This window comes from Clostridium malenominatum (genome assembly GCF_039521365.1).
GTDB classification, from domain to species: domain Bacteria; phylum Bacillota; class Clostridia; order Clostridiales; family Clostridiaceae; genus Clostridium_AW; species Clostridium_AW malenominatum.
The window spans coordinates 1,318,564-1,339,168 of record NZ_BAAACF010000001.1 but is presented as its reverse complement, the minus strand read 5'-3'; the positions used below and the strand labels follow the sequence as shown (position 1 = coordinate 1,339,168).

The following is a 20,605-nucleotide window of genomic DNA, read 5'->3' as shown; positions in this document are numbered from 1 at the left end:
TTATAAATAAAAAATCCCTTTATGTCAATACATTAAAAAATATAGTAGTTTAAATCTTCGTAAATCACTTTAACCATTACCCCCAGTGGCACTGCTAAAACCATACCTAAAAATCCCCAAAGTTTCCCTCCAAGAAGTAATAATACTATAACCACTAAGGGATGGATGCTTATATTATCTCCTATTAACTTAGGTGATATTATATTGCCTTCTAGCTGCTGTAATAGGTATAGACATGTAGCCGTCCACAGAGCAGTATAAGGTGACTTCAAGAGGGCTATTATAATGGCAGGTAAAGAGCCAAATACGGGGCCAAAATAAGGGATTATATTGAAAAATGCATTTAAAAAAGATAATATAAAAGGAAATTGAACCTTTAACATCACTAAAATTATAAAAGTAATAATCCAAATAATTATAGATAGTATAACTTGTGTCACAATATATCTACAAAGAATTTTATCAATATCCTCTACAATCTTCCTTACTACTTTTCTACTTTTTAGGGGAAATAATGTTATAAATATTTTATAAATTTCTTTACTATCTACTAAAAAATAATATGATAGTATGGGTACTAGAGTTAACGAAAAGAAGCTTTCTCCAAATTTCAAAGTCTTCTCAAATACATTATTAAATAGAGTATCTAAACTAAGATTAATTTTTAAATATAGGTTTTCTAATGCATTAAAAAATATTTTATTGTCTTTTAATGGCCTCATATTATTATATATATCATCAATTACTCCTTCTAATTGCATAAAGGCTCCCCCAATATTTGAAGTTTCTTTTAACAATATAGGAATTAAAAAAACAATATTTACAATTAATAACACAATAAAAAATATGATTAATAAAAACGCAGAAAGGCTTTTTTTCACTCCTAAAGAAACTAGCTTTAAATATATAGGTTTTATTATGTATGCACATATAAAAGATAAAAATAAAACAAAGGAGATTTGCTTTACAATATTTAATCTAAACAGCAATAAGAATACTACTATTACAAAAATTACTATTAAATTTTTATATTTTATAATATTGAACTTTCTCATTTTACACTCTTAAATAAAATTGTACTTGGTGTATTTGAAAAAGATATGGTTTCCTTATTGCCAAAGTAAAGTATTGAATCTTCTCCTAAAATTATATCTTTAATTAACGCTATTTTTTTTCCGTATAATAAGCTTGCCAAATAACCCGTCCATATAACAATTCCGTTTATAACAAAATTTTTGCCCTCAAATATTATATCCTCTAAAGTTCCCACTATATTTCCTTCTAAATCTATAACATCCATAAGCTTTATTTCGCTAAGTCCAATTAAACTTCCCTTTCTACACTTAGAAACTACCATATGATTATTAAAGGATATAATATCTTCTTTTAATATATATTGAGTAGCTTGAAATATTCTATAGGATATAATTGTAAAGCCTAGTACAATCCCTCTATTGAAATCTACTATCAAGTCTTTGATACAACCAATATTTTTTCCTTTCACATCGAAAACATCCATAAATAAAAAATCTTTTTTTCTATACACCTTATCACTCCACTTTTTGTTAATGCTCCTTTTATTTTTACCCTATGCGTAAAAAATATCCCTTTATTATAGAATAAAGAGAGTGAAGTTATTAAATATAACCTTACTCTCTTATTTGTAATTGCATAAAACAACTTTATTTCTACCCGTTTGCTTTGCTTTATATAAAGCTTCATCAGCTTCTTTTAATAATTTGTTAAAATCCCTTTCACATTCAGGATAGGTTGATATCCCAATGGATACAGTTATGTTGATTGTTCTATTATCTGATAAAATAAAATCATGTTTTTCTACTGATAAACGTATTTTTTCTCCTATTTCCATTGCTTGCTTTAAAGGGCAGTCTAATAGCATTATAGAAAATTCTTCTCCGCCAATTCTCGATACTATGTCAAAGCTTCGACAGCTCTTTAGTAAAACATTTGCTAATTCCTTTAAAATAACATCTCCCTCTGCATGTCCATAAGTATCATTTACTTTTTTAAAAAAATCTATATCAATAATTGCAATAGAAAATTTTTCGTCCCTTTCTTCTAGTTTGGACGTTATGTTATTGAAAGCTTTATCAAACTGTCTTACATTATTTAATCCTGTAAGAAAATCTTTAGTAGATTCTTCTTTATATTTTCTGTACATTTCATTTGCTTCTAAAAGATAGCATATATAGTAAAACACAATGATAGATGCTAATATTGTACCTATCCAATAAAATGCTATTGTTTTAATTGTCACTTCTATATTATCCAATAATGGAATAAAAGATAGACTTACAACTGTATTAGAAAATAACAAGGAATATATCCATTTCTTTTTTAAAGAAGTAAATTTTGAAGTAATAAATGGAGATATTATTCCTATAAAAATTGCAGTACTACATGGAACCATTGATGTTGGCGATACTCCAAAATAAGTTAGCCTAAATAATCCAATGATTATTCCTGAGGTAGCAGATGAGGTAAAACCACCAAAAATTGATGCTAGTAATATGCCCAAAGTTCTAAAGTCTACAATTACATTTTTATAAACCTTCACACTATACATCATAAGTATACATCCTAAAAAACCAGTAGCTATACCGCAAAGAATTTTAACTTTTAATGAAGACTTTACATTTATATCTCTATCTTTTAGAAATTGATTTCCAAGGGAAATAAATGATATTAAAATAGCTCCATTTATAAATAAATCCCTAATCATAAAACTCTCCCCTATTAAACGCTATGAATTGACAAATTGTTTTTCTATAATATATATTCCTCTAAATTTATACAATTGTCAACTATATTATCTCCTCAATAACTCCTCCACCTAAAAGAAGATTTTCTAAATAGAATACAACGGATTGTCCTTTAGTTATAGCTCTTTGTGGCTCATCAAATACAACTCTTAGCTTATCTTCCCCATGGAGTTCAATTGTGGCAGGGGCAGGTTTTGATGCATATCTTATTTTAGCTTGAACTTTCATCTTTTCTGTTAGTTTTTCAAATGGTATAAAATTAAAGTCTGTTGCTATGAGTTCCCTTTTAAAAATCTCCTCTTCCTCTCCAATAACAACTTGATTTTTTGATGGCAATATATCAATTACATAGGCAGGTTTTCTAAGTGCCAATCCTAATCCTTTTCTCTGTCCTATGGTATAATAAATTAATCCTTTATGTTTTCCTAGAACATTACCTGACTTGTCCACGAAATCCCCTTCTATAATTTTCCCTTTGTAGTTATTTAAAATAAACTTTCCATGGTCATTATCTGGTATGAAGCATATTTCCTCACTGTCTTTTTTATTATAAACATCTAGCCCTATGCTCTTTGCAATTTCTCTTATTTGAGGCTTTGAATAATCTCCGCAGGGCATTAATACATGTTTTAGTTGATGTTGTTTTAGATTATAAAACATATAACTTTGATCTTTAGACTCATCATCCGCTCTATATATTAAGTATCTGTCATCAACTTTATTAATTTTACTATAATGTCCTGTAGCAATATAATCTGCTCCTAGGTCTAAAGCTTTTTTCAAAAAAGCATCAAATTTTATGTGTTTGTTACATTGAACACAAGGATTAGGGGTTCTTCCATTTGCGTATTCCCTCATAAAATAATCTACTACTTTTTCATTAAATTCCTCAATCAAATCCACATAAACAAATTCTATCCCTAAATCTTTACAAATCTTCTTTGCATTTTCTACTATTATTTCCGATTCGGTTAATCCATCATTACATTTATTTCCTGGGAAAACTTTCATAGTCATTCCCACTACTTCGTATCCTTGTTCCTTTAAAAGATGAGCAGCAACGGAACTATCCACTCCCCCGCTCATTCCTACAAAAACTTTTTTCCTCATTTTATACCTCCCATTTAATCAATTGCTCTCTATTATCTGTAATTAAAAAATGAGAGCGAAAGCTCTCATTTTTTAATTATTCACCATGTACTTCTTCATGAAGATGTTCTGAATGATGTTTTGTTTCCCAAGGTTCTAAACCTTTAGATATTCTGTAGTCGTTTATTGCCTTGTGAATAGCTTCTTCTGCAAGTACAGAACAATGCATCTTTACTGGAGGAAGTCCGTCTAAAGCTTCTGCTACTGCTTTATTAGATAATTCCCATGCTTCCTCTACTGTTTTTCCCATTATCAATTCTGTAGCCATGCTTGAAGATGCTATAGCAGAACCACATCCAAAGGTTTTGAATTTAACATCTTTAATTATATTATCTTCAACCTTTAAATATATTTTCATTATATCTCCGCACTTTGCGTTACCTACTTCTCCAACTCCATTTGCATCTAGTATTTCTCCAACATTTCTTGGATTTCTAAAATGATCCATAACCTTTTCGCTGTATACCATAATTATTTTTCCCCTTTCTTAACGAAATCTTCCCATAATGGTGACATATTTCTAAGTCTTTCTACAATTTTTGGTAAAACTTCTAGTACATAATCTACTTCTTCTTCTGTACTACCTGATCCCATTGAAAGTCTTAAGGAACCATGAGCTAATTCATGTGGTAATCCTAAAGCTAATAATACATGGGATGGATCAAGAGAACCTGATGCACAAGCACTACCTGTTGAAGCGTAAATTCCTTCAAAATCTAAGGATAAAAGTAATGCTTCCCCTTCTAATCCTATGAAACTAAAGTTAGCGCTTCCTGGAAGCCTATTTTCTCCCGTTGGTCCATTTAATTTAGTGTAAGGAATTCTTTCCATTACACCCTTTATTAATTTTTCTCTAAGATTAGTTAATCTTTCTTTCTCTTCATGTAAATGAGAAACTGCAAGTTCTATTGCTTTACCCATTCCTATTATACCTGGTACATTTTCAGTGCTTGCTCTTCTTCCTTTTTCTTGGCCACCGCCGTGAATTAGGTTATCTAGCTTTATACCTTTTCTTATATATAAGGCACCAATACCCTTAGGTCCGTAGAATTTATGTGCTGCTATAGAAAGTAAGTCTATATTCATTTCCTTAACATCAACTTCTATATGACCGATAGCCTGAACTGCATCTGTGTGGAAAATAACTCCTCTTTCTTTACATATCTTACCTATTTCTTTTATAGGTTGAATTGCAGCTACTTCGTTATTTGCAAACATTATAGTAGTTAAAATAGTAGTATCCTTAATTGCATTTTTAAAATCTTCTATTTTTATTAATCCTTGCTCATCTACTGGTAAATAAGTAACTTCAAACCCTTGTTTTTCTAAGTACTGGCATACATATAATACTGCATGGTGCTCAATATTAGTTGTAATAATATGATTACCTTTTTTTCTATTTGCAAAAGCTACACCCTTTATAGCCCAGTTATCTGCTTCACTTCCACCTGCTGTAAAAAAGATTTCATCAGAACTTGCATTTATAGCTTTAGCCACTCTTTCTCTGGCATTATTTATTGCCGCTATTGGTTCTTGAGAAATTGAATAAAACTTTGATGATGGGTTAGCAAATTTTTCTGTGAAGTAGGGAATCATTTCCTCCAAAACTTCTGGTTTTGTATATGTGGTTGCTGAATAGTCCATGTATACTTTTTTCATTTCCATTTATAATTTCTCCTTTCGTGAAGAGCTATTTAGTCTATTGTTGTCATCTATTAAATCTTGTAAAGTTGTCGATCTTGTTACATTCTCTATACTTTCTTTTATTCTTACCCATAATAATCTAGTGGGGCAACAGTTAGTATTTTCACAACTATCTTCAGAAATACAGTCAGATAAAGCCACTGGCCCTTCTAATAGTTCTATAATCTCAGCTATAGATATATCCTTTGGTTCTCTGCTAAGGATATATCCCCCTTGAGCCCCTCTAATGCTTTTTATAATGTCACCTTTTCTAAGTACTGCAAAGAGTTGTTCTAAGTAATATTCACTTATGTTCTGTCTTTCCGATATTGTCTTTATTGAAACTGGCTCATCACCACAATTAATCGCCAAATCTACCATGGCTTTTACGCCGTATCTACCCTTTGTAGATAGCTTCATGTAATCACCCCTTCTCCAATTTTAAAGTTGAGTGTTTTACTGTGATTTCAAGATTATAATATCAAATCAGAGTAAAGCTGTCAACTATAAATTAGTAAAATTCTCTAAAAAAACATCGAAAAAATAATAAGGGTAGTTTTAGTTAAAATTCCCCTTATTATTCCTTACTATTTTCTTTTAATTCTCTAATATAATTATAAAATTGTTTCTCCATTTTATTATCCCCTGGATAATAATACACTGAATTTTTAATATTATCTGGTAAATATTGTTGCTTAACATAGTTATTTTTATAGCTATGAGGGTATTTATATCCTATTCCTCTCCCCAAAGACTCCGCTCCCGAATAATGACTATCCTTTAAATGAATTGGAATATCTCCTACATCCTTATTCTTTAAATCCGCTATAACTTTGTCTATGGAAGTTACTACGGAATTAGATTTAGGCGAAGTTGCAAGAAGTATTACCCCCTGTGCCAGTGGTATTCTCCCTTCAGGAAGTCCTAATTGCATTGCAGAATCCACGCAACTCTTCACTATGGTAATTGCATTAGGATATGCTAGCCCTATGTCTTCACTGGCTATAACTAATAGCCTTCTACAAATAGATATTAAATCTCCGCTTTCAATAAGTCTTCCCAAGTAGTGCAAAGATGCATCTACGTCGCTTCCCCTAATGGATTTTTGAAAAGCACTTAAAACATCGTAATGACTGTCTCCAAACTTGTCGTAATTTAATATTTTCCCTTGGGTAGAGTCTCGAGCAATATTTAAGTCTACATAAATTTCTCCATTAGAATTAGGTAGCGTAGAAAAAATGGCTACTTCCAAACCGTTCAATGCCTTTCTTAAATCTCCGCCGCTGACTTCCCCAATGTAATCTAAAGCCTCTTCCTCAAGTATAATTTTGTTATTACACTCCTCTTTTATAATCTTTAACCCTCTTTTCAATCCCCAAATCACATCATCTTTATTAATAGGTTTAAATTCAAAAACAGTGGATCTGCTCAGTATTGCTTTATATATATAATGATAGGGGTTTTCTGTGGTGCTGGCAATTAAAGTAATTCTTCCATTTTCAATATACTCTAATAAGGATTGCTGTTGTTTTTTATTAAAATTTTGAATTTCATCCAAATATAACAAAACTCCATTTAATCCCATCAGTGTATCCGTAGAAGAAATTACCTCTTTCACATCACTTAAAGATGCATTTGTAGCATTTAATTTATAAAAGCTTTTATTAGCCTTTTTAGCTATTATATTTGCCACTGTAGTTTTTCCTGTACCTGGAGGGCCATAAAAAATCATATTAGAAATTCTGCCTGAGTTTATAATTCTGTTTAAAATTTTATTCTCACCGAGAATATGCCTTTGACCCACTACCTCATGTAAATCCGTGGGCCTTATTCTTTCTGGTAAAGGTGCTATACTCAATTTATACTTTCCTTTCTTTTATAAGTTTATCTAAAGTATTATCTAAAATTTTCTCTAGGGTATTAACTACCTTACCGCTTTGTTTAACTACCGCATTGGAGCCTCCATTGACAATAGATATAAGCTTATTGCTATTATAAGCATATTTAAACTTTTTTACCTTATTTTTAGAAAGCTTATCTAAGTAAAATAATATTTCATTTTTACTCTCTCTACTCCCTATCTCTAAGGCCTTTCTTAAATACTTATCTCCTATTAATGAATAATTTTCCTTTTCTATAGGATCCTTACTATAGGCAGCTAAAAGTTTAGCGCTTTTACCTATGCATACTAAGGTTTTTTCATCCTTTAAAGAAGCTTTAAAACCTAAATTAAGGCTTTTTAACAAAGCACGTTTATAAGTCCACTTATCCTTATCAATGGCGCCTTCTATAGCGTCTCCACCAAACTCAACCCCTATATCCAGAACCGTTCCTATTGGATCTATTGGAGTCTTTGCTAAGTTAATAATCAAAAATATCTTTTTATGATATTTTATACATTCTGCCATCATAAGCCAAGCTAATGGGTCTTCTGGATTTTCTGTAACAAACTTTTTTACTTTCTCTATTTGGGATGCGCCCTCTACAATATCATCAACAACAGATATAACAGGTATGCCTCTAAACTCCCCTTTTACCCTCTCTAAGGTGGATAGCTTTTTATTTTTTTCTTTTCTATCCTCCTTAGATATTTTTATTTCCTTTTTTAATTCCTTAAAATAGCTTTCTCTTTTTGAATTTTCTTCTTCTTTAATTTCTTCTTTAATCATGCAGGAATTTATATTTTTACGGGATACATATTCACATTTAACCTTTTCTTTTACTTTACTGTAGGCTAGCTTATTTATTATAGATACTTTTTTTAATAATCCCATAATACCCTCTTCCTTCTATTCAATATACCAATCTACTATTTCCCCAACATATAGTACATGGTAATCTCCATTTTTATATGAGCTATCCTTTATTTTCTCGCAAAGTAAACTCTCATCCATTTCTTGTTTATATATTATTTTACATTCATAATGCATATCACACTCTCCTATGATGGGAGTTTTTACAACCCTACTCTCTTTAAGAGTTAAACCACACTCTTTAAATTTATCCATATCCCTGCCAGATTTTGTTCCACAAACTCCAAGAGCTTTTTTCATATCCTTATTTAAGGGAAGGCTTACAGTGAATTCATCTACATTTTCTATTAGTTCATAAGTATATCTTGATTTCCTTACCATTACAGTAAATATGGTTTTTTTCCATTGGTAGCCAATATTTCCCCATCCTATGGTCATAGTATTTATCTTGTCACCGTCTTTTACAGTAAGAAAGGCCCCTTTATCTCTCATAACCTCCATAGCTTTTCCCATATTAGTAGTAAAATCCTTCATTTCCCATTCCTCCTAAAATTTCATATATTCTTTTTTTCTATTTTTAAAATATACTGGCTTTAGTTTACATTCCTCAGCTAGTTTAAATCCCTTTAAGAAGTTACTTCCTATATTACCCTTCATGTGAGCATCAGAACCTATGGTTACATACTCACCACCCAATTCCTTAAATCTTTTGTATAAATTACTTAAGTTCCTTATAGCCCTTTCATCCCCAAATCTTCTAGTGTTAATTTCTACTGCTCCTTCTCTTTCGGCTAAGGTTTTTAATATACTATCTATTAAATCTCCATGATCTTTATAATATATTTCCCTATCTTCATATGGAGAATACCTGCTAATAAAATCAATATGTCCAAGAGCATCCACAAAACTATGTGCTTTAATACACTGATACATCTTACTTAAATAATTATTATAAACCTCTTTTTTACTCCTACCTTCATATAAATCTTTCCCAAATATATCAAAGTAATTATCATCATAATTTAATAGGTGGAGAGAACCTATTACAAAATCAAAGGGGAACTCCTTTTGAATTTCTTCATTTCCCTCTACACAATCCATCCTCATCCCTAGTTCTACTCCAAGAAGTAACTTATCTCCTCTATATTTACCATATTCCTTAAAATATTTATTTGCATCAAACACAAACTCCCCCTGTTCTGGGAAGTTTAAGTCCATGTGTTCTGTTATTATTACTCCTAAATTATTATTTTCTATTTTACCTAAAACCTCCTCTATATGCATATTGCAATCTGTAGAAAAATCTGTGTGAACATGACAATCAAACATTTTATCCTCCTAAATTTTATTCAATAATGTTATTACAATTGGTATTGTTATAATTGATAGAACTGTAGTGGTAAAAACACATTTTGCTGCAAAACTTTTATCACTATCATATCTCTCTGAAAATACGGAAACCATGGCTCCTGCAGGCATAGCTGTAAGTATAACACATATTTTTAAAAGATAAGTATCCACTTTAAGTAGACTTAAAACTCCAAAGGTTATTAACGGAACTAAAATTAATCTTACTAAGGATATATAGTATAAATCTAAATCCTTTAAGATGCTTTTTATTGAAACTCCAGAAAAATTTGCTCCCACAATCATCATAGATAATGGAGTGGTCATAGCTCCAACCATCTCTAAAGTTTTGTAAATAGTTTTTGGATAAGGTATTTTAAAAACAAAAGTGGCTAGTCCTATTATTACAAATACTATACCAGGGCTAAATATAATTTTCTTAATATCTATATCCTCTTTACTCTCTTTGTTAAAAAGTATTACTCCAAAGGTTAAAAGCAATATATTAAAAGGAACACCAAATATTGATGCGTAAAAGACTCCTACATTCCCAAAAACCCCTTGCATAATAGGGTATCCCATGAATCCAAAATTTGAAAATATGGTGACAAATCTAAGTATTTTTTTTCTTTCATCTTTTGATTTAATGGTAAATATATTACTGCCAAGGGCAAAGAATATGTGTATTCCTAAAGAATAAAAAAATATTTTAATAACATTTTGCATAACTTCCTTTGAGTAAGTAGAATTGAAAGTAGCCAGCAACAACGCTGGTAATGTTATATTAAGAAGCATTTCTGTTAAACCTTTTAACATTTCTTCTTTGATAATCCTCTTTTTTCTTCCATAAAAACCAATCAGCATAACAAAGCATAAAACAATTACCTGATTTACTATATCACTTTGCATTTCCAGACCCCTAAAAATTATTATATATTAAATTTATTATAATCTTGATAATAATGTTCCTCACCTTCAAAAAACTCCATCCAAACTTTATCTGTAACCTTTGTGTCATATAAAATTCTTGAGCAGGTAAAATTAGGCTCTTCTTTTATTCCAAGTATTGAACTCTTGTAATCCTTACCTCTATAGTTTAAAATTTCTTCAAAGTCTTTAATACTTATATTATCGCCAACTTTATTTATCTTTTCCTCTAGTAATTCTCCTGCCTTCTTTAATCTAAATGGGGAAGTACTTCCCGCGGACACTTCTTCATTTACCGAGAAGATACCTGGATGAATGTAGTGATTAGTATGTACATAATGGTTATGAATTTCTTTAACGCTTATCTTATTTGCACTAACTTCTATAGATAAAGCCTTATTGGTTTTAGAATCTAAAGCTACGGCATGAAAGCCGGAGCCTCTATTGTCTATACTACATCTTTTAACAAAATCCTCAAGGCTACTAGCTTCACTTATATATCTTTGAAGAAAATATCTTGGTATACCTTTAGTAGACACATTTTCACTATAACAATAGTTTATAGTTTTTACTATACCGTGACTATTGAAACTAAAAGCGTTTCCAAAAGGCATATTACAATAATCATAGGTTACAAACCAGTCTTCATTATTCCAACATTTAGTCAATGCAGAATTTCCTGGAGTATAGTTATCATCTTCATTGTGTCCTAATATTATTGTACCATCTTTTCTCTTAAATACCAAAGTTGTGCACCCAACCCCTTCGTTCAGTAATTCTGCACACATTATTAAAAAATATAAATCCCTATCTACTCCTGCACCATCAGCTCTTCCTTCCACTTCTAGTAAATATTCTGGAAAAACCTCCTTTGTAAGAGCTTTTATATATAACATTTTATCCATTAATTCTTTATTATTTTTTAAATCTACATATGCTTTAATACAAGATTTAATTGCATATTTTAATTCCACTCCAGATTTATATCCTCTCTCATAAGGACTTCCCTTAACTTCAATAAGTTTAATTTTATTTTTCATGCTACAAACCCCCTTATTCAATAATATTATAATACAAAAAACTTAAAAATAATTTTATATTTTTAAATATGTAGTATAATATAATAAAAATTAATTCATAAGGGGGCTAAATCGTGATGGATAACTTAAATAAACGAAATGAATATATTCAAAATGCAAAAACAATAGTTGTTAAAGTAGGATCATCTACCCTTACTTATAGTAATGGACTTCTTAATCTTAATCATATAGAGGGATTAGTAAGACAGTTGTCAGATTTGCATAACATGGGATATAACGTAGTGCTTGTAACCTCTGGGGCAATTGGTGCAGGTATGGGTAAGCTAGGATTAAAGGAAAGACCAAAAACTATTCCTGAGAAGCAAGCTGCAGCTGCAGTAGGTCAGGGAATACTTATGCATATGTATGAAAAAGTATTTTCCGAGTATGGGAAAACCGTTGGTCAAATACTTCTGACAAAAGAAGACATGACCCATCCTGTAAGAAAAAATAATGCTCACAATGCCTTTTCTTCCCTTTTAGAGCAAAAGGTCATACCAATAATTAACGAAAATGATGCAGTTGTAGTAGATGAAATTAAAGTTGGAGATAATGATACCTTGTCTGCCTATGTAGCCCAATTAGTTGAGGCGGATTTATTAATACTCATGTCCGATATAGATGGTCTCTATGACTGCGATCCAAGAAAAAATAAGGCTGCTAAGCTATTAGATTTCATTCCAGAAATAACTGAAGAAATTGAAGCCTGTGCTGGCGGAGCTGGAAGTAACCTTGGAACAGGAGGAATGGCAACTAAAATAAATGCCGCTAAAATTTCTACCTCCTCAGGAATTTCTATGGTTATAGTAAATGGTGAAAATGCTAAAAATTTAAGATACGTTTTAGAAGGCAAAGATGTAGGTACATGGTTTGAGGCTTCTAAAATAAACTAGGAGGATTTAATATGGATAACTTAAAGGAATATATGATATTTAAAGGTAAAAGCGCTAAAAATGCTAGCAAAGTACTTTCTCTTTTAGATTCTAATTCTAAAAACAAAGTTTTGCTGAACATGGCAGAAAATTTAATTAAAAAATCTCAATTAATAGTAGATGCAAACAAAATTGATATGAAAAATGGAGAAGAAAAAGGCTTAAGTAAAGCACTTTTAGATAGACTTCTTATAAATGAAAAAAGAATTAAAGACATGGCTGAAGGTCTTAGACAAGTGGCTGATTTACCTGATCCAATTGGAACGGTGACAAAGATGTGGAAAAGACCTAATGGTATTAGAATAGGTGAAAAAAAAGTACCTCTTGGAGTTATAGGTATAATATATGAAGCTAGGCCAAATGTTACTGTTGATGCAGCAGGCCTATGTTTAAAATCTGGCAATGCAGTTATTTTAAGAGGTGGTTCTGAAGCTATTAATACTAATAAATGTATAGCTCAAATTTTGAAAGAGTCTTGTTTAGAAAGTGGTCTTCCTGAAGGTGCTGTGGAATTCATAGAAATTGTAGATCGCGAAGCGGTAAACGTTATGCTTAAGCTAAATGATTATATTGATGTTCTAATTCCTCGCGGAGGAAAAGGACTAATTAAAACCGTAGTAGAGAATTCTACTGTACCGGTAATTGAAACAGGTACAGGAAACTGTCACATTTTTGTAGATGAAACCGCTGACTTAAATATGGCTAAAGATATCCTGATAAATGCCAAAACTCAAAGGCCAGGAGTATGTAATGCTGCAGAAAGCCTTTTAGTACATGAAAATATCGCAAAGGAATTTTTGCCACTAATTGCAAGTGAACTTTTTAATTTTGGTGTAGAAATGAGAGTTTGCGAAAAAACTAAAGCTATTCTTTTAAATACCTTGCATAATAAAGAAGTTTTAAACTTAGTAAAAAATGCTGTTTTAGAGGATTGGGATGAAGAGTTTTTAAATTTAATAATTTCAATTAAGGTAGTACCATCAATTGATGATGCTATTGAACACATTTATTTACATGGTACTAAACATTCTGAGTCCATAATAACAAGAGACTACTTTAATTCCGAAAAATTTTTAAATGAAATAGATGCCGCTGCAGTGTATGTAAATGCTTCCACAAGGTTTACAGACGGGTCTGAATACGGATTTGGAGCAGAAATAGGCATAAGCACCCAAAAGCTCCATGCTCGTGGACCAATGGGCTTAGAGCAATTAACTACTATTAAATATATTGTTTATGGAGATGGACAAATTAGATAAGAAATAAGTTATGTGTAAAGTTGCAAAGCAACATTTACACATAACTTATTTCCCCTTCTTTACTACAAATTACCTCAATAGCCTTCCCATTTAATTGGGTTTTGAGAGTAATCTTTTCTTTCCACATATAGACTAAGTTCTTTAAGGTTTCCCCTGCATAATTTAGCTCAAGCTCCCTGCCATCATAGACATGCTCTAATATAAGCTTTCCATTTCTTTCTCCCTTTACCTTAATACAGGGAATACTATTTAATCCTAGGTTCTTGCATAAAGTATCCTTAATAGCTTTACATCCATCCTCAAACCAAACTTCTTCAATTATAAAATTCTTATCGTCGGTTCTGTATTGAAATAATTTCATGTCTTCACATAATTCTTCCGTTAAATATCTTCTTATGAAGGATTCGTCTCGCTCCACAGCTCTTACTTCAAATATCCTTTCCATTCCGTACCTTTTTTCTAAGTCCACAAATATCTTAAACCCCAAATAATAAGGATTTATTTTCTCTTTGCTTGGAGCAATTACTGCATTATGCCTAGTTAAAAACTCCACATACATTCCCTGTGGAATTTCTAATTCATTTAATATTCTATAATGCCAAAAGCTTGCCCAGCCTTCATTCATTATTTTAGTTTCTAACTGAGGTATAAAGTAACTGCTCTCTTCTATTATAATTCCTATAATTTCTTTTTCCCAGGTCAATAACTGGCCATTTTCCTTTAAGAACTTTAATAAATCTATATTTAGTTTTATAGAATGAATTCTATCTAATAGCTTTTCAACCTCTTCATAACCTACTTCATTTACATATTTTCTAATTCTATCACTATGGATTTTAAATTTCTCTAAGGTAAGCTCAGCTTCAGTATTTTCCTTAAATACTCTATTGTTTTTAAAAAAATCATTGTGACCATATACATGAGCCATGGTAAGTATTTGCATAAGTAAACTATTTTCTTTTAAAAGATAAGCGGTGCACGGATTGGAATTTACTACCATTTCATAGGGTAGCCCCACCAAATTATACTTATATAAAGTTTTTAGTTTATCATAGCTTTTACCGAAACTCCAATGTGGGTACATAGAGGACATGCCTAAATATACTTGATAGGATAGCATATCGTTGTAATCTATAATATCAAATTCTTGGGGATAACAATTCAAACCATATTCTCCCACCTTGCTTTCTATCTTTTCATTCCAATAATTTAATTCTTTTAAAGTATAGCTCAATTACCCCCTCCCCTTTCTAAGCTTAGATTTAAATCCACACTTAACATATCTTTAAGGGCTCCCCATAAATCTTCCTTCTTTTGCATAGAAACTGAAACAAAGTTTTCTTTTTTTATCTCGCTAGCATATTTCCTTTTTATACTGCTAGCATATCCATAGGTCATTATCTCAGCATATCCAAAAAGATTGCTAATATTACATAATTCCAATGCTGACTGAACAGCCCTTTCATTATCCTCTGTCCAATTATCTCCATCACTAGCATGAAAAGTGTAGATATCATAACTTTGAGGAGGATATTTTTCCTCTATTAAATCAAGAGCTTTTCTATATCCACTGGATATATATGTTCCACCTGATTCTACTTTGTGAAAAAACTCCTCTTCTGTTACCACTTTAGCTGTAGTAGAATGTGAAATAAAAACTAAATCCGAACTTTCATACTTGTTTGTAATGAAATTATATATCATGTAAAAAAATGATCTTGCCAAATATTTTTTTGTCTGGTCCATAGATGCCGATGTATCCATAATAAATATAACCACTGCGTTGTATTCCTTGCCCTTATCTCTTTTCATTCTATAATATCTTAAATCTTCATTTTTAAAAGGAAATCTTTCTACATCATAATCTGCTTTGCCCAATTCTTTTAAGCTCTTTTTTATTAACTGCTTTCTCTTAATTTTTTCTATCAAGGTTCTCTTTTTAGAAAGCCTTACAGCTATACCTCTCTTTTGATATCCTCTTTTCCTTTTTAAAGCCTCTCCTATTATTTGTGATGTTTTTCTACTCTTCAGACAGGGCAATTGTAACTCATCGTATATATATCCAAATACGTCTTCTAGGGTTATTTCAGTTTCAAATATATCTTCTCCCTCTTTATTCCCAGCTCCCTTGCCTCCACTATTACCTTCATTTTTTTCTATCGGAATCTTATCTCCCTTACTTTCCTCTCCACTTCCACTACTGACCATGGATTGATTATCTTTAAAAATAAATCTATATTCTTTAATACCTTTTATAGGTACCTTAATCTTTTTATTATTACTGCTTTCTCCTATTAAACTTTCCTCTGATAAAATATGAACTAAATTCTTCTTTATACTTTCCTTCACTAATTTTTGATGTCTTTTTATATCTTCTTCCGCTCTATTATAAGGAATCTTATCATATTCTCTAATCACTGCCATAGTGCTAATCCTTCCACAAATTATTTGCAGCGTAATTCAGTAATGCTTCACAACACTCTAAGCAGTAACCATGTTCCTTCATTTGTGAAATCATACTATTATACTTTTCATTTTGCTCTTTATTCCTTATTCTAGACTTGGTTATTATCCTAGAAACTTCCCTTGCAGAAAAGGTGAGCTTCTTTTCAATAGCCTCTTTTAATGGTTCATAACAGGTATAATCTATTTTTTCTCCCTTTCTTAGTAAATAAAGCATATATGAGGTCAAATCATTTCTAAATCCTTTAGCTGAGGCTTCCGATACCCCTATTTGCTCTTCTATATTTCTCATGAATTTTTCATCTGGCTCCAATGTCTCTCCCGTTGCTTTGTCTTTTATTTTATCATTATTTACAAAAGCCTCAGCATTATCTAAATAGTTGTTAAATAGTGCTTCTGCTCCTTCCTTAAAACCGTAAATAAATGCCTTTGTAATTTCTTTTTCTAGTATTTTATTATACTCTTTTCTTATAACATCCTGAATTAAAGATAAATGTTTTTTCCTATCTTCTTCGGATATGTCCAAATCTTTTATTGCTTTTATTAAGCTTTCAATAATACTTAAGGGATTAATGCATCCATTCCTACATTCACACATGGCATTATCTATAGCCTTTATTATAAAACGGGTGGATATTCCACTCATGCCTTCTCTATTCCCCGCCTCTTCTCTTAACTCTAGTACATCTATCTTCTTAGAAGCTCCCTTTTCTATAACATCCTCCCCATTATATATTTTAAGCTTTGTAAGCAAGTCCACTTTTGTAGATGGAATAAGCCTTGTTAATATGGCAAACATGGCAGCAATATCTATAGTATGTGGTGCAATATGCGGCTTAAAGTTGCTACAGCCTAATATTTTCTCATATATTCTTTTTTCCTCTTTCAATTCTAAGCAATAAGGCACTTCAACTTTTACTATTCTATCTAAAATGGCTTCATTGGTGTGATCTCCTTTAAATTTATTCCACTCTGCTTCATTAGAATGAGCAATTATAACCCCATCAAAATATATCATTGCTGCTTTTCCTGGAGAAGGTATAGATTTTTCCTGTGTAGCAGTTATTATTGAGTGAAGGTATTCCACATCATTTTTAAAAACTTCTATAAATTCCACTACCCCTCTGTTCCCTACATTAAAAGCACCATTTAATGAAAATATTCTAGGATCATCTTCTGGATACAAGTCCATTTTTGATATATCCACAGAACCCACGAGAACAGAAGCATCTTGATTGTTAGGATCCACTGGCGGAACTACGCCAATACCTTTTCTTCCTCTTATAGAGAAATTAGATTTTTCTACTATGAATTTTTCAAATTCCCCATTATATTCTTCCTTTAACCTATATCTGCATATAGGACAAAGCTCCCCTTCTATTTTCACTCCTAATATTCTTTCAAAATCCACTCTTAAATGCTTAGGTATCAAATGCAGAGGTTCTTCTCTCATAGGGCATCCTTTTATGGAATATACGGGTTCGCTCTCTTCTAAGGCTCTTTTAATAGACTCTATGATAGAAGATTTTCCAGAACCTACAGGACCAACCAAATACAGTACTTGCCTTGATTCTTCTCCCTTCATAGATGCAGAGTAAAAATAATTCATTATTTTTACTAAGGTCTTATCTATTCCAAAAAAACTATTATTAAAAAAATTATACTTTTTTTCTTCTTCATTAATGCCTTTTTTTAATATAATATCATAAATTCTTTTATGGGCTAATTTGCACATTTCAGGATCATTTCTTACAATTTCAAGATATTCAAAAAAAGTGTACTGCCGATTCTCTGTGCTTTTCTTATTTCTATCTAATTCTATTAATTCTTTAAAATTCATATTTACCTCCAAGCTCTATTCATAATAACCCCTTGCGTTTTATTGTATTTATATTAAATTTTAAAGGAATTTAGAACATTGCAAATTTATACTTTAAATTTACGGTGGTTTGGCATTATAATGTTAGTAGTAGAGTTTGAAGGGAGAGATTTATATGAGGTTTATAGATTTAAGGAGTGATACTGTTACAAAACCAACGGAAGCTATGAGAAAAGCTATGTATGAAGCGGAAGTTGGAGACGATGTTTATGGGGACGACCCTACAGTGAATGAACTTGAAAGACTCGCTGCTGAAATTACAGGTAAAGAAGCAGCCTTATTTGTTCCCAGTGGTACTTTTGGCAATCAATTAGCGCTGTTTACTCATTGCCAAAGGGGCAATGAAGTTTTACTTGGTGAGGATTGCCATATTATCGCCCATGAGGTAGGAGCTGCTTCTGTTATTGCAGGAGTGCAACTAAGACCAATTCCTACTAATAAAGGGGTATTAGATCCATCTGACATTGAAAAAAGAATAAGAGGTGTTGATATACATTTCCCTGACACAGGATTAATATGCCTTGAAAATGCTTATTCAAACGGAAGAGTAATACCACTTGATAATATGAAAGAAATCTATACCATAGCTCAGAAACATAATATACCTGTACATTTAGACGGAGCTAGATTATTTAATGCTGCTACATATTTAAATGTGTCACCTTTAGAGATAACAAAATGCTGCGATTCTGTAATGTTTGCTTTATCAAAGGCATTGTGTGCACCTGTAGGTTCTATTCTCGCTGGAAGTAAAAATTTTATAGAAAAAGCTAGAAAGAAAAGAAAACTTATGGGTGGAGGCTTAAGACAAGCTGGAATACTGGCAGCTGCTGGACTCATAGCCCTTAAAGATATGGTCGGTAACTTAAAGAATGACCACCTTAATGCCCTATGTCTAGGAGAGGAACTTTCTAAAATCCCTGGAATAAAGGTGCGTATTGACGACATTCATATAAACATGGTATTCTTTAGCATAGATACAAAATTAGAAGACAATACTATTGTTAATAAAATGATGGAAAAAGGCATTAAAATTAACGGTACTGAAAATAATGAATGGAGATTTGTAGTTCATTATTGGGTATCACGGGAAGATGTAGACTTTATAGTAGCTACTTTAAAAGACATATTAAACATGTAAAATAAATACTATAGGATAGCATTAAAGCTATCCTATAATTGTATTATAATAAATTATAACTATAATAAAAAAATATCGTATTATTTAGTACAAGGAGGAGATAAAATGAAAAAGATAAAACATTTATTTATGATTTTCTTAATTCCTATTTTGCTTATAACTGGATGTGGTAAGGGAAAAGATAAGGGTAATACTGAGCCACCTAAATCTTCCGATGGAAATAATGTTACCTATGCTATTAAAGACTTTTATCCTTTTAAAGAAAATATAAAAATGAAATATAAAGGAATTGGAAATGAATATGCTGGTAAAACAATTTTTACTGATTATATTAAGGATGATAGAATTCAAATAAGAGTAATAACTGGCGGAACTACATCTGCTCAAGTACTTGAAGTTAAAGATGGAGAGCTTAGGCTTATAACTTCCAAGGGAGAATTTTACCATAGAGAAAATATAATAGCTGCAGAAAATAAAGATTATGAAATACTACTAAAGGAGCCTCTAGCTAAAGGAACTACTTGGACCTTACCTAATGGAAGCAAAAGATTTATATCTAGCTTAGAAAAAGAAATAGAAACCCCTGCTGGAAAATTTAAAGCTATGGAAGTTACTACAGAAAACACTGAGCATACTTCTTATGATTACTACGTATTAAATAAAGGATTTGTTCAAAGCATATACAAGGCTAAGGATATGGAGGTTATTACCACTTTAGAATCTATTGAAGAAAATCAACCTGTAGTTCAAACAGTTAAATTCTACTATCCTAACTATGCTGAAGACAAAATTTATTTCGTTAAGAAAACTTTAAATTTTAAAACAAACGAAGATATCAAATCTATTTTAGAAAAAAACTTTAAAGAAACTCCAAATGAAAACTTAAATAAATTACTTGGAGGAAATGCTACAATAAACAAGGTATACTTAGATAGCGCAAGTAATACTGTAAAAATAGATTTCTCTGATAATTTTGTTAAAGAAATGAACGCCGGTTCAGGCCTGGAAATGGCTATTCTTAAATGTATTACAAATACCCTAGGAGACTATTTCAATGTAGATAAGGCTATGATTACTATAGGTGGAAAGCCCTACTCTTCTGGACATATATACATGAAAGAAAACGAAACTGTGAAGATAGAGCTTGGAGATGCTATTGAATTTAAAAAATAAGCAATAAAAAAATCTGTTGAGAAAACTCAACAGATTT

At 31.2% G+C, this 20,605-nt stretch carries 20 protein-coding genes; 4 read left to right on the top strand and 16 right to left on the bottom strand.

The window, feature by feature from the left end:
• Positions 1–32: 32 nt before the first annotated feature.
• From ABDZ69_RS06740 to ABDZ69_RS06680, 13 genes are all read right to left on the bottom strand, one after another.
• The gene (locus ABDZ69_RS06740; protein WP_343768023.1) at positions 33–1,055 is read right to left on the bottom strand and encodes an AI-2E family transporter; all 1,023 of its coding nucleotides are present in this window, start codon (positions 1,053–1,055) and stop codon (positions 33–35) included.
• Positions 1,052–1,546: a PRC-barrel domain-containing protein gene (locus tag ABDZ69_RS06735; RefSeq protein WP_343768021.1), complete on the bottom strand. Its 495-nt coding sequence runs from the start codon at positions 1,544–1,546 to the stop codon at positions 1,052–1,054. The genes ABDZ69_RS06740 and ABDZ69_RS06735 overlap by 4 nt, the downstream gene beginning before the upstream one ends.
• A 111-nt stretch (positions 1,547–1,657) precedes the next feature.
• A complete protein-coding gene (locus ABDZ69_RS06730) occupies positions 1,658–2,743 on the bottom strand; it encodes a diguanylate cyclase (RefSeq protein ID WP_343768019.1) in 1,086 nt (361 codons plus the stop codon).
• 82 nt (positions 2,744–2,825) lie between these two features.
• A complete protein-coding gene (gene mnmA / locus ABDZ69_RS06725; protein WP_343768017.1) occupies positions 2,826–3,893 on the bottom strand; it encodes a tRNA 2-thiouridine(34) synthase MnmA in 1,068 nt (355 codons plus the stop codon).
• Between the two features lie 76 nt (positions 3,894–3,969).
• Complete coding sequence (gene nifU / locus ABDZ69_RS06720) at positions 3,970–4,401, bottom strand: Fe-S cluster assembly scaffold protein NifU (protein ID WP_343768015.1); 432 nt, start codon at positions 4,399–4,401, stop codon at positions 3,970–3,972.
• A 2-nt stretch (positions 4,402–4,403) separates the two neighbouring features.
• Positions 4,404–5,591, bottom strand: a complete 1,188-nt coding sequence (gene nifS, locus ABDZ69_RS06715) for a cysteine desulfurase NifS (RefSeq protein WP_343769606.1) — start codon at positions 5,589–5,591, stop codon at positions 4,404–4,406.
• A gap of 6 nt (positions 5,592–5,597) precedes the next feature.
• Positions 5,598–6,035: an RrF2 family transcriptional regulator gene (locus tag ABDZ69_RS06710; protein ID WP_343768013.1), complete on the bottom strand. Its 438-nt coding sequence runs from the start codon at positions 6,033–6,035 to the stop codon at positions 5,598–5,600.
• 157 nt (positions 6,036–6,192) lie between these two features.
• Positions 6,193–7,467, bottom strand: a complete 1,275-nt coding sequence (locus ABDZ69_RS06705) for a replication-associated recombination protein A (protein WP_343769604.1) — start codon at positions 7,465–7,467, stop codon at positions 6,193–6,195.
• Positions 7,468–7,474: 7 nt separating this feature from the next.
• Positions 7,475–8,389 (bottom strand): hypothetical protein, encoded by a 915-nt coding sequence (locus ABDZ69_RS06700; RefSeq protein ID WP_343768011.1) that lies wholly within the window; start codon positions 8,387–8,389, stop codon positions 7,475–7,477.
• A 15-nt stretch (positions 8,390–8,404) separates the two neighbouring features.
• Positions 8,405–8,902, bottom strand: coding sequence for a flavin reductase family protein (locus ABDZ69_RS06695; protein WP_343768010.1), 498 nt, complete (start codon positions 8,900–8,902; stop codon positions 8,405–8,407).
• A 12-nt stretch (positions 8,903–8,914) separates the two neighbouring features.
• Positions 8,915–9,697: a histidinol phosphate phosphatase gene (locus tag ABDZ69_RS06690; RefSeq protein WP_343768007.1), complete on the bottom strand. Its 783-nt coding sequence runs from the start codon at positions 9,695–9,697 to the stop codon at positions 8,915–8,917.
• Positions 9,698–9,706: 9 nt separating this feature from the next.
• Positions 9,707–10,624 (bottom strand): AEC family transporter, encoded by a 918-nt coding sequence (locus ABDZ69_RS06685; protein ID WP_343768004.1) that lies wholly within the window; start codon positions 10,622–10,624, stop codon positions 9,707–9,709.
• Between the two features lie 20 nt (positions 10,625–10,644).
• On the bottom strand, positions 10,645–11,682 hold the full coding sequence (locus tag ABDZ69_RS06680; RefSeq protein WP_343768002.1) for a C45 family autoproteolytic acyltransferase/hydrolase: 1,038 nt from the start codon (positions 11,680–11,682) through the stop codon (positions 10,645–10,647).
• A 116-nt stretch (positions 11,683–11,798) separates the two neighbouring features.
• On the opposite strand from ABDZ69_RS06680, the gene proB reads away from it, so the two are divergent.
• The gene (gene proB, locus ABDZ69_RS06675; RefSeq protein WP_343769603.1) at positions 11,799–12,614 is read left to right on the top strand and encodes a glutamate 5-kinase; all 816 of its coding nucleotides are present in this window, start codon (positions 11,799–11,801) and stop codon (positions 12,612–12,614) included.
• A gap of 11 nt (positions 12,615–12,625) precedes the next feature.
• Entirely contained in the window at positions 12,626–13,912 is a 1,287-nt protein-coding gene (locus ABDZ69_RS06670) for a glutamate-5-semialdehyde dehydrogenase (RefSeq protein ID WP_343768000.1), read from the top strand.
• A gap of 34 nt (positions 13,913–13,946) precedes the next feature.
• Here the strand turns inward: ABDZ69_RS06670 and ABDZ69_RS06665 are convergent, their stop codons facing one another.
• The 3 genes from ABDZ69_RS06665 to ABDZ69_RS06655 are packed head-to-tail and all read right to left on the bottom strand — an operon-like array spanning position 13,947 to position 18,215.
• A complete protein-coding gene (locus ABDZ69_RS06665) occupies positions 13,947–15,146 on the bottom strand; it encodes a SpoVR family protein (protein ID WP_343767998.1) in 1,200 nt (399 codons plus the stop codon).
• Positions 15,143–16,336, bottom strand: a complete 1,194-nt coding sequence (gene yhbH, locus ABDZ69_RS06660) for a sporulation protein YhbH (protein ID WP_343767997.1) — start codon at positions 16,334–16,336, stop codon at positions 15,143–15,145. Before yhbH ends, ABDZ69_RS06665 begins: the two co-directional genes overlap by 4 nt.
• A 4-nt stretch (positions 16,337–16,340) precedes the next feature.
• Positions 16,341–18,215, bottom strand: coding sequence for a PrkA family serine protein kinase (locus ABDZ69_RS06655; protein ID WP_343767995.1), 1,875 nt, complete (start codon positions 18,213–18,215; stop codon positions 16,341–16,343).
• A 154-nt stretch (positions 18,216–18,369) separates the two neighbouring features.
• Here ABDZ69_RS06655 and ltaE point away from each other — a divergent pair, with 154 nt between their 5' ends.
• Positions 18,370–19,395 carry a low-specificity L-threonine aldolase gene (ltaE, locus tag ABDZ69_RS06650; RefSeq protein ID WP_343767993.1) on the top strand — a complete coding sequence of 342 codons (1,026 nt, stop codon included), beginning with the start codon at positions 18,370–18,372 and terminating at the stop codon, positions 19,393–19,395.
• 105 nt (positions 19,396–19,500) lie between these two features.
• Positions 19,501–20,568, top strand: coding sequence for a GerMN domain-containing protein (locus ABDZ69_RS06645; RefSeq protein ID WP_343767991.1), 1,068 nt, complete (start codon positions 19,501–19,503; stop codon positions 20,566–20,568).
• Positions 20,569–20,605: the final 37 nt, after the last annotated feature.

Coding starts and splice junctions, on each gene's coding strand:
- ABDZ69_RS06740 (WP_343768023.1), bottom strand. CDS start 1,055: ATGAGAAAGTTCAATATTATAAAATATAAAAATTTAATAGTAATTTTT.
- ABDZ69_RS06730 (WP_343768019.1), bottom strand. CDS start 2,743: ATGATTAGGGATTTATTTATAAATGGAGCTATTTTAATATCATTTATT.
- mnmA (WP_343768017.1), bottom strand. CDS start 3,893: ATGAGGAAAAAAGTTTTTGTAGGAATGAGCGGGGGAGTGGATAGTTCC.
- nifU (WP_343768015.1), bottom strand. CDS start 4,401: ATGGTATACAGCGAAAAGGTTATGGATCATTTTAGAAATCCAAGAAAT.
- nifS (WP_343769606.1), bottom strand. CDS start 5,591: ATGAAAAAAGTATACATGGACTATTCAGCAACCACATATACAAAACCA.
- ABDZ69_RS06710 (WP_343768013.1), bottom strand. CDS start 6,035: ATGAAGCTATCTACAAAGGGTAGATACGGCGTAAAAGCCATGGTAGAT.
- ABDZ69_RS06700 (WP_343768011.1), bottom strand. CDS start 8,389: ATGGGATTATTAAAAAAAGTATCTATAATAAATAAGCTAGCCTACAGT.
- ABDZ69_RS06695 (WP_343768010.1), bottom strand. CDS start 8,902: ATGAAGGATTTTACTACTAATATGGGAAAAGCTATGGAGGTTATGAGA.
- ABDZ69_RS06690 (WP_343768007.1), bottom strand. CDS start 9,697: ATGTTTGATTGTCATGTTCACACAGATTTTTCTACAGATTGCAATATG.
- ABDZ69_RS06685 (WP_343768004.1), bottom strand. CDS start 10,624: ATGCAAAGTGATATAGTAAATCAGGTAATTGTTTTATGCTTTGTTATG.
- ABDZ69_RS06680 (WP_343768002.1), bottom strand. CDS start 11,682: ATGAAAAATAAAATTAAACTTATTGAAGTTAAGGGAAGTCCTTATGAG.
- proB (WP_343769603.1), top strand. CDS start 11,799: ATGGATAACTTAAATAAACGAAATGAATATATTCAAAATGCAAAAACA.
- ABDZ69_RS06670 (WP_343768000.1), top strand. CDS start 12,626: ATGGATAACTTAAAGGAATATATGATATTTAAAGGTAAAAGCGCTAAA.
- yhbH (WP_343767997.1), bottom strand. CDS start 16,336: ATGGCAGTGATTAGAGAATATGATAAGATTCCTTATAATAGAGCGGAA.
- ABDZ69_RS06655 (WP_343767995.1), bottom strand. CDS start 18,215: ATGAATTTTAAAGAATTAATAGAATTAGATAGAAATAAGAAAAGCACA.
- ltaE (WP_343767993.1), top strand. CDS start 18,370: ATGAGGTTTATAGATTTAAGGAGTGATACTGTTACAAAACCAACGGAA.
- ABDZ69_RS06645 (WP_343767991.1), top strand. CDS start 19,501: ATGAAAAAGATAAAACATTTATTTATGATTTTCTTAATTCCTATTTTG.